General features: G+C 66.4%; 7 protein-coding genes. 2 read left to right on the top strand and 5 right to left on the bottom strand.

Translation table 11 applies throughout. The features are described from left to right. Positions 1-86: 86 nt before the first annotated feature. A complete protein-coding gene (locus IG171_RS05335; RefSeq protein ID WP_249204096.1) occupies positions 87-1,526 on the bottom strand; it encodes an RNA polymerase sigma factor in 1,440 nt (479 codons plus the stop codon). 240 nt (positions 1,527-1,766) lie between these two features. Next, positions 1,767-3,104 (bottom strand): DUF4192 family protein, encoded by a 1,338-nt coding sequence (locus IG171_RS05330; protein WP_212130408.1) that lies wholly within the window; start codon positions 3,102-3,104, stop codon positions 1,767-1,769. 211 nt (positions 3,105-3,315) lie between these two features. Here IG171_RS05330 and IG171_RS05325 point away from each other — a divergent pair, with 211 nt between their 5' ends. Together IG171_RS05325 and IG171_RS05320 are read left to right on the top strand one after the other, a co-directional pair. After that, the gene (locus IG171_RS05325) at positions 3,316-4,107 is read left to right on the top strand and encodes a fused MFS/spermidine synthase (RefSeq protein WP_212130405.1); all 792 of its coding nucleotides are present in this window, start codon (positions 3,316-3,318) and stop codon (positions 4,105-4,107) included. A 107-nt stretch (positions 4,108-4,214) separates the two neighbouring features. Beyond that, complete coding sequence (locus IG171_RS05320; RefSeq protein WP_212130403.1) at positions 4,215-6,446, top strand: AAA family ATPase; 2,232 nt, start codon at positions 4,215-4,217, stop codon at positions 6,444-6,446. Positions 6,447-6,814: 368 nt separating this feature from the next. Here IG171_RS05320 and nrdR read toward each other — a convergent pair whose 3' ends face one another. The 3 genes from nrdR to dnaE form a co-directional block, all read right to left on the bottom strand. Then, positions 6,815-7,312, bottom strand: a complete 498-nt coding sequence (gene nrdR / locus IG171_RS05315; protein ID WP_212130401.1) for a transcriptional regulator NrdR — start codon at positions 7,310-7,312, stop codon at positions 6,815-6,817. A 2-nt stretch (positions 7,313-7,314) separates the two neighbouring features. Then, on the bottom strand, positions 7,315-8,625 hold the full coding sequence (gene hisD / locus IG171_RS05310) for a histidinol dehydrogenase (RefSeq protein WP_212130399.1): 1,311 nt from the start codon (positions 8,623-8,625) through the stop codon (positions 7,315-7,317). Between the two features lie 129 nt (positions 8,626-8,754). Beyond that, a complete protein-coding gene (gene dnaE, locus IG171_RS05305) occupies positions 8,755-12,318 on the bottom strand; it encodes a DNA polymerase III subunit alpha (RefSeq protein ID WP_212131545.1) in 3,564 nt (1,187 codons plus the stop codon). Positions 12,319-12,339 lie beyond the last annotated feature (21 nt).

Genomic DNA, 12,339 nt, shown 5'->3' with positions numbered 1-12,339 from the left:
GGCGAAGTCTCGCTGTCGATCAGGGCCCGGTATGCCTGTGGCCGCACCCATCGGTGCGGCCACAGGCAATGCGAAGCGTTCGGTGATCAGTCGAGGTAGTCCCGCAGGACCTGCGACCGGGACGGATGGCGCAGCTTCGCCATCGTCTTGGACTCTATCTGGCGAATGCGCTCACGGGTGACTCCGTAGACCTTGCCGATCTCGTCCAAGGTCTTCGGCTGGCCGTCGTTGAGCCCGAAGCGCATCGACACCACGCCGGCCTCGCGTTCGGACAGCGTGTCGAGGACCGAGTGCAGCTGCTCCTGCAGGAGGGTGAAGCTGACCGAGTCCGAGGGCACGACCGCCTCGGAGTCCTCGATGAGGTCGCCGAACTCCGAATCGCCGTCCTCACCCAGCGGGGTGTGCAGCGAAATCGGCTCACGCCCGTACTTCTGGACCTCGACGACCCGCTCGGGGGTCATGTCGAGTTCCTTGGCGAGCTCCTCCGGCGTCGGTTCGCGACCGAGATCCTGCAGCATCTGCCGCTGGACGCGGGCGAGCTTGTTGATGACCTCGACCATATGCACGGGGATCCGGATCGTGCGGGCCTGATCGGCCATGGCACGGGTGATGGCCTGTCGGATCCACCACGTGGCGTAGGTGGAGAACTTGAAGCCCTTCGTGTAGTCGAACTTCTCGACCGCGCGGATGAGTCCGAGGTTGCCTTCCTGGATGAGGTCGAGGAAGAGCATTCCCCGGCCCGTGTACCGCTTGGCCAGGGACACGACGAGGCGGAGGTTGGCCTCCAGCAGGTGGTTCTTCGCGATCCGACCATCGTGGATGATCCACTTGTAGTCCATGGTCTCCCGCGGATCCGTGACCTCACCGGCATCGAGGAGGTGCTCGGCGTACATGCCGGCCTCGATGCGCTTGGCCAGGTCGACCTCCTCGGCGGCATTGAGCAGAGCCACCTTGCCGATCTGCTTGAGGTAGTCCTTGACGGGATCGGCCGTGGCTCCGGCGGAGACGACCTGCTGGGCAGGAGCGTCCTCCTCGTCGGTGTCGGAGACGATGAATCCGCCTGCCTCTGCGACGGCGGCGTTCTTCTCCTTCTCCTCGGAGTTCTTCGTCTCGGTCGCCTCGGCGGGGCTCTCCTCGGTCGCCAGCGCGTCCGCTGCGGGTTCGACCTCCTCGGTGGTGTCGATGTCTTCGACGGTCTTCTTCGACTTGGCCGCCTTCTTCGCTTCCTTCGCCGCGGTCGGCTTCGTCGTCGCCGACTCCGCCGTCTTCGACGCGGTTGTCTTCTTCGCGGCCGTGGTCTTCTTCGACGCAGCCGTCGTGGTCTTCGCAGCGGTCGACTTCGCGGCCGTCTTGGCCGACTTGTTCGCCGCTGCCTTCTTGGTTCCGGCAGTGCTCGACGTCTTCGCAGTCTTCTTCGCAGTGGACTTCGACGCCGCAGTGGTCTTGGATCCACCGGGCGAGGTCGTGCCGGCCGTTCCCTCCGACTTCTCCGTCACCGTTGTGGATTCCTTGTCGACTCTCGGCACGTGTTCACCTTTCGCGAGCGTTGAAACTTCCCCATGCATCCGGACAGTACTAAGACCCAAGTCAAGTGGTCCGCGTACGGTCCGGGGCGAACGCATAGTTCGCCCATACTGCAATGACTGGGTCAACGCTTAATTTTCGCACGTTATTCCCGCCTTTGCGAATCGGCCCCGCCGCCCCTGACCGACGGTCTCAGAACCGAGTGCCGCCTCCGGTGACATCTCCTCGGCCGTGCGGGATGTTCAGAATCGTGTGCCCCGGGACTCAGTCAGCCATCGGGGCAGGAGGCCGTTGACCACGGCGTGGGTGATGAGCTGGGCCAGACGGTGTTCGGGTTCGAGCTCGATCGCGGCCAGCGCATAGTTCTCCGCCATCGTCGATCCGCCCAGGGCCCATTCGTACCAGGCGATGACAGCATAGGCGGTGGCGCGGACCTGAGGGTGTCCCAGCGGCAGGTATTCCTTGAAGAACGCGATCGCGATCTGGATGTCGCGTGGCCGCGGCGGGCGCGGAGACAGTCCCACGAGGTGCTGTGCGGCCTCGGCGCTGCGGCCGATGCGGTGGGACAGTGCGCACAGCGCGTCGCTGTCGAGGCGGGCGAGCCGGGCAGGCGGGAAATCGGGGTGGTCGAAGCTCAAGATCATCTCGAGGGCATCGCGGGACCATTTCTTCGCCAGCAGGGCGTCGACGGCCATGACCGTCGGCAGATCCAACAGCGCGTTGATCCGGGCCTCGTTGATGGACTCGTCGTCTCCGCGCATCGCCTCCAGGTGCGGATAGATCTCGGCGAGGATCGCGAAGGCCTCTTCGGTGGCCATCCATTCGTCCGTGTGTCCGCCCCGGCTGTGGGCGAAGGCCTCGGCCGTCATCGGACCGATGACCAGGTCCTCCGGTGCTTCGGCCGGATTGGATCCGCTGGCGACGAGTTCGGTGGCGCACGCCGAGGCGGTCGCCGCGATCAGCGGTGTGCTGAGGTATCCGTCCTCGTCGATGCGTCCGAACCGCTCCCGACTCACCCACCAGGCGCTGAGTGTGTCGACGCCGACGGTCGCGAACGACGTGGCCAGTTCGTCGATCGCCGCGTGGACGAGGCCGCGGTGGACGTTCGCGTATTCGGCATCCGCATCGCCTGCTGCCTGGGCCTCCTGCCCGTCCGGCCCGGTGTCCCGCGCATCCGGCGCGGCACCCGGCTCGGCACCGTTCTCGGTCGGCGCTGCGTCGGCGCCGACCGAGTCGCTCGCCTCGGCCCCGATGGGACCGGCCGCTTCGGTGCCGAACGGACCGGCCGCCTCGTCGGCGAAGGGATCGATGTGCTCGTAGTCCTCGTCGTAGAGGATGAGGAAGACGCCGGAGACGGTGCCGGCGCGCAGGACGAGGTCGACGTACCAGTCCCCGCCCTCGGCGATGATCCGGGCGGCGGTCTCGCGGGAGAAGTCGATGCGCAGGGTCGTCGAACTCGACTGTGCCCCACTGTCATCGGTGCCGACGATGAGGGCCACGAGGCTGTTGCGCGGCGTGTAGCCCAGCGTGTGGGGAACGATGCCGATGATGTCCTCTGGGGATCGGGCCGGTGTTCTCATGATGGTGTCCTCGTCTCGAATGCGGTGGTGCCGCGGCTCTGCGGACCGGTTCCACTCCAACCGATGCCTCAGTCGTCCGACCAGATCCGCGCACCGGCCTGTGGACGGCGGATTTCGATCCACAGGCAGGAGGCGTTCGAGTCGCGGTCGCCGTCCCCACGAGGCTTCGGGTCGAATTGCCACGAGCGCCCGACTGGCATAGAAGTGAGGGGTGGCGAAGAGACGGATATACACAGCACCCGGTTCCCAAGTCGTCGACATCTCGACGGGCACCGCGCGTCTGGAGAAGCTCGACGGCGAGGCCGATTCCTACGTCCTCCACGTCAATGGGGTCCCCTCGTCGTCGATCACGCTCAGCGATCCGCAGCGCCTGGACTTCGAGTACCTCGACTGGATGCGCCGAGCCATCGATGTCGAACTCCCGGAAGGGTCTCTGCGGGCCGTGCACATCGGAGCGGCCGGCTGCGCGCTGGCCAGAGCCCTCGACGCGGCGCGCCCGGGATCGAAGCAGACGGCGATCGACATCGATGCCGCCCTGCTCGACTTCGCCCGCCAGTGGTTCGACCTGCCCCGCTCCCCCGCTCTGGCCCTGCGCGCCGGTGACGGTGCCGCGGAGATCAGTCGGTTCAGGCCCGATGCCCTCGACGTCGTCGTCCGAGACGCCTTCGACCACGACTCGGTGCCGCCCGCCCTGCAGACCGGGCAGTTCTTCGCCTCCTGCGCGGAGGCGCTCAAGGACTCCGGACTCTATCTGGCCAATGTCCCCGACGCCGGTGATCACCGAGTGCTGAAGGCGGAGCTGACCGCGCTCGGCGACCACTTCCGCCACCTGGCAGCGGCCACCGAACCGGGGATCCTCAAGGGCCGCCGGCACGGCAACGTCCTCGTGCTCGCATCGAACTCCCCGCTCGATGCGGTCGGTCTCGATCGCAGCCTGCGCACGGCTGCCAGTGCGGCGACCTTCCTCAGCGGTCAGGGGCTGCGCTCGCGCCTCGGACTGTGAGCCGACCGGCGAGGCGAATGTGAGAAACGCCCCGATCGGAAATGACGCTGCGACTACAGTCACCGGGGAAAGTTCGGCATAATTGAATGCCGACCCAAGAAGGTGAGATGACAGAAGCTTCAGAAATTCGCACCGAGCAGGCCAAGCTCGACGAACTCTACGCCCGACTCGACCAGCTGCGGGAGGAGACCACAGCTCGCCTCGGAACCGTGAGGATCTCCGAGGTCGGAGGCAACCATCAGCATCGGACCGAACGCGATGCCTTCGCCACTCTGTACGAAGATCAGCTCATCCGCCTCGACGGCGCTGAGGAAGGGCTGTGCTTCGGGCGACTCGACCTCGTCGACGAGGACGAACCCACCTACATCGGCAGGATCGGCCTCACCGACGCCGACCGCCAGCAGATGCTCATCGATTGGCGGGCACCGGCCGCGGAACGCTTCTATCAGTCGACGGCGGCCAACCCCGAAGGGGTCGCCCGCCGTCGCCATCTCGTCACCGGAAATCGTTTGGTCACCGGCATCGAGGACGATGTGCTCGACATCGACGCCCTCGACGATGCGCAGCGTTCGAACCTGCAGGGCGAGGGAGCTCTCCTGGCCGCCCTCACCAGCCACCGCACGGGCCGGATGGGCGATATCGTCGCCACCATCCAATCCGAGCAGGATGCGATCATCCGCCGCCCTCTCTCCGGCGTCCTCGTCGTCCAGGGCGGGCCCGGCACCGGCAAGACAGCCGTCGCGCTGCACCGGGCCGCCTACCTCCTCTACCGCCACCGGGAGAGGATCGCGAAGTCCGGCGTCCTGCTCGTCGGACCCTCGACGGTGTTCCTCAAATACATCGAGAAGGTCCTGCCCAGCCTCGGCGAGACCGGCGCGGTCCTGCTCACCCCCGGTCAGCTCTACCCTGGTCTCGACACGGATGTCTCCGACACCGCGACTGTCGCCGAGATCAAGGGCCGCTCGGTCATGGCCGAGGTGCTGAAGAACCACATCGCGAACTACCAGCGGGTGCCCGACCACGATGAGCAGCTGCGCGTCGGATCGCACACGATCGTGCTGCGCCGCAAGGACGTGCGCTCCGCACGCGATCGGGCCCGCCGCAGCGGCGACGCCCACAATGCCGCCCGCACCGGCTTCGTCACCGGACTGCTGAAGATCCTCGCCGAGGACCTCGCCCGCGAGATGGGCCTGGATTCGGCCGGGGAACGCCTGCCGGAGCTCCTCGAAGAGCTGCGCTCGAGCATCGACGTCCGTCGCGCCCTCAACCTCGCGTGGTTCCCCATCAGTCCCGCCGGTGCGCTGCGGGCCCTGCTGGGCAAGCCGCACAAACTGCGGGACGCCGCGGCGAGGCTGCTGAGCCCGTCGGAGCAGGCGAGCCTGCACGAGGAACGGCGCGAGGAATTCACGATCGACGATGTGCCGCTGCTCGACGAACTGGCCGAACTGCTCGGCTCCGCTCCGCAGCAGACTCAGGCCCGGGACGAAGCAGCCCGCGAGTACGCCGAGGCCGTGGTCGATATGACCGAGACCGGCGGCATGGTCTCCGCCGAGATGCTCGCAGAACGGTGGGAGGAGCAGGGCCCGTCGATGACGCTGGCCGAACGCGCCCTCGAGGATCGCGAGTGGACGTACGGCCACCTCGTCGTCGATGAGGCGCAGGAGCTGACGCCCATGCAGTGGCGGGTGCTCTTCCGCCGGGTGCCTTCGAAGTCGGCGACCGTCGTCGGCGACCTCGCCCAGTCCTCACGCGCCGACAATGCCCGCACCTGGTCCTCGATCCTCTCGGAGTTCGTCGGCGACCGTTTCGCTCTCCAGGTGCTCACCGTGTCCTACCGCACCCCGCAGTCGGTGATGGATCTGGCCAACCGGTACCTCCACCGTCATTTCCCGCAGCTCGAACTCGTCGAATCGGTGCGTCAGGGAGGCACCGATCCGCAGTTGGACACCTTCGCCTCCGAAACGGAGACCCTCGACGCCCTCGCCGAGGTCACGACCGCGGAAATCGCGGCGGCCGAGACCGGCAAGATCGCAATCGTCGCTGATGAGAGCCTCATCGAGACCATCGCCGAGGTGCTCGCGGACTTCGACTTCGGACGCTCGGTCAGAGGGCTCGATCATCAGATCGCGCTCATCACCCCGGACCAGGCCAAAGGCCTCGAGTTCGATTCGGTGATCATCGTCGAACCCGGCCGCATCGCCCCGGTCGGCAGCGAGACGGGCATCGGCGGTCTCTATGTGGCCCTGACCAGGACGACGGAGCGGCTGCGCATCCTCGCCTCTGCGCACACCGAGCTCAGCGAGCTCTTCGACGCCGCCGCCGAGCGTCGAGCCGGCTGAGTTCGGCGTCGGCCGTGGTCGGCACGGCGGCGGGCATGCCCGCTGCCGTGCCGGTGCCCATCCCCCTCATCCGCCGATGTGTGCCGGTGCCCATCCCCCTCATCCGCCGATGTGTGCCGGTGCCCACCCCCTGATGCGCGCGAATGCGCCCCCATGCGCAGAGCGGCCACTCATGTGCGGCGAATGCGAGTGCCGTGCGGAGAGCTCGGCCCCGGAAAAGTAGAAGGCCGCTTGGGTCCGGCTTCCCCTCCGAACCGCAAGCGACCGCGCGCCGTAGCGCGCACTGTCAATACTACACAACTATTGCCCGACCGACGTACTCGGAAGCAAGATTTCTCAGAGGAATTGACGACTTCCTCAGCCTGCGTTCAGTCGGCGAAGTCCTCGGGCAGCGGTTGCCTGGACTGTCCGGCCTGCAGCAGCGCATCGGCACGCAGCGAATCGATCGCGGCCTCGAAGTCCTCGAGGGAGTCGAAGCCCTGATAGACGCTGGCGAAGCGCAGGTAGGCGACCTGGTCGAGTTCGCGCAGCGGATCGAGGATGGACAGCCCCACCTCGTCGGCATCGATCTCGGCGATGCCCTTCGAGCGGATGTTCTCCTCGACCCTCTGCGCCAGCTTCGCGAGGTCGTCGTCGCTGACCGGGCGCCCCTGGCAGGCCTTGCGCACACCCGACATGATCTTCTGCCGCGAGAACTCCTCGGTCACCCCGGAGCGTTTGATCACCGACAGACTCGTGGCCTCCATCGTCGTGAAGCGGCGACCGCAGTGGCGGCACTGTCTCCGCCGGCGGATCGCGGCGCCGTCTTCGCTGGTCCTCGAGTCGACGACCCGCGAGTCGGACTCACGACAGAACGGACAACGCATCTCTACTCCTCGAACCTGATATCGACGGCCCGGCCGTGGGCCGGGAGCTGTTCACTGGCGGCCAGAGCGTCGATGTGTTCGGCGACTTCGGCCAGGGCCCCACGATCATAGTCGATGACCTGGCTGACCTTGATGAATGAGTGCACGCCCAGGCCCGAACCGTGGGCGGCCGTGCCCATGGTCGGCAGCACATGGTTCGATCCCGCGCAGTAGTCGCCGAGCGAGACCGGGGACCAGTCGCCGAGGAACACCGCTCCCCCGTTCGTGATCCGTTCGGCCACGGCTGCGGCATCGTCGGTGTGGACCTCCACGTGCTCACCGGCATAGCCGTTGACGACGGTGATGCCGGCCTCGAGGTCGTCGACGAGGACGATCGCCGACTGCCTCCCGCTCAGGGCCGTGTCGATGCGCTCGCGGTGGACCGACTGCGGAATCTGGATCTCGAGTTCTGATCCCACCCGATCTGCCAGCTGCGGTGAATCGGTGACCAGCACCGAGGCGGCCAGCTCGTCGTGCTCGGCCTGGCTGATGAGATCGGCTGCGACGAAGCGGGGATTCGCCTGAGCATCGGCGAGGATGATGATCTCCGTGGGACCGGCCACCGCGTCGATGCCGACCCGGGAGCGGACGAGGGACTTCGCCGCGGCCACATAGGCGTTTCCCGGTCCGGTGATGAGATCGACCGGTTCGAGTTCCTCAGCGTCGTCGAAGCCGTAGGCCAGCGCACCGATGGCCTGGGCACCGCCCATCGCCCACACTTCGTCCACGCCGAGGATGCGGGCCGTGGCCAGGACCGTCGGGTGCGGCAGACCGCTGCTCTGGGGAGGGCTGGCGATCGCCAGGGAGCTCGCCCCGGCCGTCTGTGCGGGAACCACGTTCATGATCACCGTCGAGGGATAGACCGCGAGCCCTCCCGGCACGTAGAGGCCGACTCGTTCGACCGGAAGGTGGCGGGTGGTCACGAAGGCTCCGGAGGCCAGTTCGGTGCGCACATCGGCCGGACGCTGATCGGCAGCGACCTTCCGGGCGCGGTCGATGGACTCGACGAGGGCCGCTTTGATCCTGGGGTCGAGCTCCGCCTCGGCGGAGGCCAGCGCGGAATCGGGCACCCGCAGGCAATCGGGTCGCACACCGTCGAAGCGTTCGGTGAAGTCCTTGACCGCGGCTGATCCGCCCGCTGCGACCGTCTCGAGCAGCTCGGCCACGCGACGTTCGATATCGGCATGGGTCTCGGCGGCACGAGGAAGCCGCTGTGCCAGGAATCGCTTGTTCAGGGTCTCGCCACGGAAGTCCAGAATGTTCACCCGAGCCATTCTAGTCGTCGTGGTCCGATTCAGCGCCTCCGGCCCGTCCACCGGACAGGTGCCGGCCTCTCACCGGACCGCTGGCGGCAACGCGGACACGGGCCCACCCCCGCAGCGGACCGGGACCGGGTTCGGGACTCAGCCGCTGAGGCAGCGGGAGCCGAGCAGCGCTTTGAGATCACCGTAGAGGCTCGGGTTCGGATCCACGCGGATCGAGCGGTCCAAGCGCATCACCGTCTGCCGGCCCGGCTGGGACAGGATGACGTGGACATCGGTCTGGCCCTTGTTCGACTCGAGGATCTGCTTGAGCTTGGTCGCCATCTCCTCGGTGGCCTTCTCCATCGGCATGAGCAGATTCAGCGGCCGGTCGTTGGGATCGGTGACATCGGGAATCGTCATCGACATCGCCATCAGCGAGGTCGGGCGATCGTCCGAGGTCCGGATGCGTCCGGTCACCGAGATCACGAGATCGGTGGCCAGCAGGCTCGCCACGGGCTCGTAGGTGTCGCCGAAGAACATCACTTCGACCTCGGCCTCGAGATCCTCGAGGGTGACGATCGCATAAGGGCGTCCGGAGTTCTTCGACACCTTGCGCAGCACCTGGGTGATCATTCCGCAGACCTTGACCTGGGATCCGTCGTGGCGCTGCGATTCGGGGTCGACCACCTCGGCGATGGAGGCATCGGATTCGGCGGCCAGCACCCCTTCGAGCCCGTTGAGGGGATGATCGGAGACGTAGAGGCCGATCATGTCGCGCTCGAAGGCGAGCTTCTCCTTCTTCTCCCATTCGGGACGGTCGGGGATGGCCACGGAGAAGCCCGGCTCCTCGTCTCCCCCGCCGAGCCCGGCGAACAGGTCGAACTGGCCGTTGGCCTCCTGCCGCTTGACCCCGATGACCGAGTCCACGGCCTCCTCGTGGACTTCGACAAGGGACCGGCGGGTGTGTCCGAGAGAGTCGAAGCCGCCGGCCTTGATCAGCGATTCGATCGTGCGCTTGTTGCACACGTGGCTGGGCACCTTGTCGAGGAAGTCCGTGAACGAGGTGTAGGAGCCCTTCTCCGCCCGCGCTTCGACGATGCCTTCGACGACATGGGAGCCGACGTTGCGCACCGCGCCCATGCCGAAGCGGATGTCCTGCCCGACCGGGGTGAAGTGGAGCGAGGAGTCGTTGACGTCCGGCGGCAGCACCGTGATGCCCAGTCGACGGCACTCGTTGAGGTAGATCGCGAGCTTGTCCTTGTTGTCGCCGACCGAGGTCAGCAGCGCGGCCATGTACTCGGCCGTGTAGTGGGCCTTGAGGTAGGCGGTCCAGTAGGACACGACTCCGTAGGCGGCCGAGTGGGCCTTGTTGAACGCATAGTCGGAGAACGGGAGCAGGATGTCCCACAGGGCCTGAGCGGCGTCCTCGGAGTAGCCGCGCTCCTTCATGCCGGCGAAGAACCCGACCTGTTGCTTGTCCAGCTCGGCCTTCTTCTTCTTGCCCATGGCGCGGCGGAGGATGTCGGCCTGACCCAGTGAGTACCCCGCGACCTTCTGCGCGATCGCCATCACCTGCTCCTGGTAGATGATGAGGCCGAAGGTGGTGTCGAGGATGTCCTTGAGCGGCTCCTCGAGCTCCGGGTGGATCGGGGTGACCTCCTGCAGACCGTTCTTGCGCAGGGCATAGTTCGTATGCGAGTCCGCCCCCATCGGGCCAGGACGGTAGAGGGCCAGGGTCGCGGAGATATCCTCGAAGTTGTCCGGCTTCATCATCCGCAGCAGGGCGCGCAGGCCGCCGCCGTCGAGCTGGAACACGCCGAGGGTGTCACCGCGGGTGAGCAGCTCATAGGCGGCCGGGTCGTCGAGAGTCAGGTGTTCGAGGTCGAGATCGTAGTCCCGGTTGGCTTTGATGTTCTCGACCGCGTCGGAGATGATCGTGAGGTTCCGCAGGCCCAGGAAGTCCATCTTGATGAGTCCGAGGCCCTCGGCGGTCGGATAGTCGAACTGGGTGATGACCTGGCCGTCCTGGAACCGGCGCATGATCGGGATCACGTCGATGATCGGGTCGGAGGACATGATGACGCCGGCGGCGTGGACGCCCCATTGGCGCTTCAGCCCCTCGAGGCCCTTCGCCGTCTCGAAGGTCTCCCTGGCCTCGGGGTCGGTGTCGACGAGTTCGCGGAACTCCCCGGCTTCCTTGTACCGCTTCGACTCCGGGTTCTCGATGTCGGCCAGCGGAATGTCCTTGGCCATCTCGGCCGGCGGCAGCGCCTTCGTCAGCCGCTCGCCCATGGAGAACGGTTTGCCGAGCACGCGTGCGGAGTCCTTGAGCGCCATCTTCGTCTTGATCGTGCCGTAGGTGACGATCATGGCCACGCGTTCGTCGCCGTACTTCTCGGTCACGTACTCGATGACCTCGCCGCGGCGACGATCATCGAAGTCGACGTCGAAGTCGGGCATGGACACACGGTCCGGGTTGAGGAAGCGCTCGAAGAACAGTCCGTGCTGGAGCGGGTCGAGGTCGGTGATGCGCATGGCGTAGGCGACCATGGACCCGGCACCCGAGCCTCGACCGGGCCCGACGCGGATGCCGTTGTCCTTCGCCCAGTTGATGAAGTCGGCGACGACGAGGAAGTAGCCGGGGAAACCCATCGAGATGATGATGTCGAGTTCGTAGTCGGCTTGCCTGCGCACTTCCTCGGGCACACCGTTCGGGTACCGGTAGTCCAGTCCCTTCGCCACCTCCTTGATCAGCCAGGAGGTCTCGTCCTCTCCGGGAGGACAGGGGAACTTCGGCATGTAGTTCGCCTCGGTGTCGAAGGACACTTCGCACTTCTCGGCGATCTCGAGCGTGTTGTCGCACGCCTCGGGGAACTCCTTGAACAGAGCGCGCATCTCGGCCGGGGACTTGAGGTAGTAGCCGGACCCGGAGAAAGCGAAGCGCGAACCGCCCTGATCGTAGGTGGGTTCGATGAGTTTGGATCCGGACTGGATGGCCAGCAGCGCCTCATGGGCCTTCGCATCGGACTCGTGCGTGTAGTGCAGGTCGTTGGTCGCGACCAACGGGATGTCGAGCTCCTTCGACAGACGGATGAGGTCCTTCGTCACGCGCTTCTCGATGGACAGTCCGTGGTCCATGAGCTCCACGTAGTAGTTGTCCTTGCCGAACATCTCACGGTATTTTCCGGCAGCGGCTCGGGCCTCCTCGTACTGGCCCAGGCGCAGTCGGACCTGGATCTCACCCGAGGGGCAGCCGGTGGTGGCGATGAGCCCGTCGGAGTAGGTCTCGAGCAGTTCCTGGTCGAGGCGGGGCCACTTCGAGGTCACGGAGTCCAGGGAGGCGTACGAGGAGGCCTTGAACAGGTTCCGCATGCCCGTGTTGTTCCGCGACAGCAGGGTCATGTGCGTGTAGAGACCGCCGCCGGAGAGGTCGTCGCGCTTCTGCGATTCGTCGGTCCGCCACTTCACCCTCGTCTTATCGCGCCGGTCCGTGCCGGGGGTGACATAGGCTTCGACGCCGATGATCGGTTTGATGCCGGCCGCGGTGGCCTGGGACCAGAAGTCGAAGGCGCCGAAGAGATAGCCGTGGTCGGTCGTGGCGATCGCGGACATGCCCGAGGCCTTCGTCGCTGCCATGAGATCGGCGAGGCGTGCGGCGCCGTCGAGCATGGAGTATTCGGTGTGGACGTGGAGGTGGACGAAGTCCTCGTTCGGCACTGGCAGCCGCCTTCCTGATGTGGCCTG

The sequence above is a fragment of the Brevibacterium sp. SMBL_HHYL_HB1 genome (assembly GCF_018208375.1).
Taxonomy (GTDB): domain Bacteria; phylum Actinomycetota; class Actinomycetes; order Actinomycetales; family Brevibacteriaceae; genus Brevibacterium; species Brevibacterium intestinavium.
Note: the sequence above shows the minus strand (reverse complement) of the source record. Positions and strands in the feature narration are given on the sequence as shown.

Excerpts from the sequence above, each read along its gene's own strand:
- IG171_RS05330 (WP_212130408.1), bottom strand. The coding sequence starts at position 3,104 with ATGAGAACACCGGCCCGATCCCCAGAGGACATCATCGGCATCGTTCCC.
- IG171_RS05320 (WP_212130403.1), top strand. The coding sequence starts at position 4,215 with ATGACAGAAGCTTCAGAAATTCGCACCGAGCAGGCCAAGCTCGACGAA.
- nrdR (WP_212130401.1), bottom strand. The coding sequence starts at position 7,312 with ATGCGTTGTCCGTTCTGTCGTGAGTCCGACTCGCGGGTCGTCGACTCG.
- hisD (WP_212130399.1), bottom strand. The coding sequence starts at position 8,625 with ATGGCTCGGGTGAACATTCTGGACTTCCGTGGCGAGACCCTGAACAAG.